The 1,593-nt window shown below is 70.4% G+C and carries 1 protein-coding gene; it reads left to right on the top strand.

Features of this window, described 5'->3' with window-relative positions; translation table 11 throughout:
• The coding region (locus AC1DS3_RS38475) for a condensation domain-containing protein (protein WP_477109739.1) at nt 1-1,593 on the top strand (1,593 nt) is incomplete at both ends.

Below are 1,593 nucleotides of genomic sequence, written 5' to 3'. Positions count from 1 at the left end.
GATCGACCAGCAACTGAAGATTCGCGGCTTCCGGATCGAACCGGGCGAAATCGAGGCGCGGATTCTGGCGCAGGCGGGTGTGGGCAATGCGGCGGTGCTGGCTGTCGAGGGCCCCTCCGGCGCGCGGCTGGTGGCCTATGTGGTGCCGGCCAGCGCTGCCCAGATGGACGTGGCCGCCGTGCGCACGGCATTGGCCGCCGAATTGCCCGACTACATGGTGCCGGCGGCGTTCGTCGTGATCGACGCCCTGCCCCTGACCCCGAACGGCAAGCTGGACCGTCACGCGCTGCCGGCGCCGGCATTCGAGAGCGCCCAGACCTTCGTCGCCCCCGAGGGCGAGGTGGAAACCGCACTGGCCGGCATCTGGGCCGAAGTACTGGGCCTGCCGCGTGTGGGCCGCTCGGACAACTTCTTCGAACTCGGCGGCGACTCGATCCTGAGCCTGCAGATCGTGGCGCGCGCCCGCGCGGCCGGCTGGCTGCTGACGCCGCGCCAACTCTTCGAGCGCCAGACACTGGCCGAACTGGCCGCCATGGCGGCGTCGGTGGCACACGACGCCGACGCCGGCAACGCGGTGCCCTCCGGTGCGGTCCCGCTGCTGCCAATCCAGGCTGATTTCTTCACCATGCCGATGGCCCGGCGTCACCACTGGAACCAGTCGGTGCTGCTCGATTGCCGGGACGGGTTCGATTCCGGGGCACTGGCAGCAGCGCTGGGCGATCTGGTCGCCCATCACGATGCGCTGCGGCTGCGGTTCGTCGAAGCGTCGGGCGTCTGGCAGCAGACGTACGCCGAAGCCGAGACCTGCGCTGACCTGCTGTGGGTGCGAGAAACCGCAACGGAAGCCGAACGGCTGGCGCACTGCGAGGCCGCCCAACGCAGCCTCGATCTGGCGCACGGTCCGCTGCTGCGCGCTGTCGCGCTGCGGACCGGAGACCGCTGGCAACTGCTGCTGGCGATCCACCATCTGGTGGTCGATGGCGTCTCGTGGCGGGTGCTGATCGAGGATTTGCATGCGGCCTATCGGGCACGGCTGAATGGCGAAGCTGCAGCACTGCCGGCGCGCACGGCGTCGTACCAGCGCTGGGCCGAAGCCCTGCGCGACAGCGCCGCCCGCCGTGGCGAGGAAATCCCGCATTGGGAGGCGCTTGCTCAATTCGACGCCTCCTTGCCGGCAGACGAAGCCGCCGGCTCCCTCACCATCGCCGACCGCGCCAGCGTGACGCTGACGCTGCCGGCCGACGTCACGCAATCGCTGCTCCAGCGGGCGCCCGCCGCCTATCGCACGCGGGTCAACGACCTGCTGCTGACAGCGCTCGCCCGCGCACTGTCCGCGTGGACYGGCCGAAAAGACGTACTGGTGGACCTCGAAAGCCACGGCCGTGTGGCGGGCGTGGATGATTCGCTCGATCTCAGCCGCACGGTCGGCTGGTTCACGACGATGTTCCCGGTGGCGCTCGACGGCAGCGGCGAGATCGGCACGGCCATCCGCACGGTCAAGGAGCAACTGCGCGCGGTGCCCGGCGAAGGCATCGGCTTCGGCCTGCTGCGCCGCTGGGGCACGCCGGCCCAGCAGTCGGCGCTGGCGGCGGT

Source organism: Cupriavidus sp. 01L46 (genome assembly GCF_056399905.1).
The sequence above is the reverse complement of the archived record's forward strand: the minus strand, read 5'-3'. Positions and strand labels throughout refer to the sequence as shown.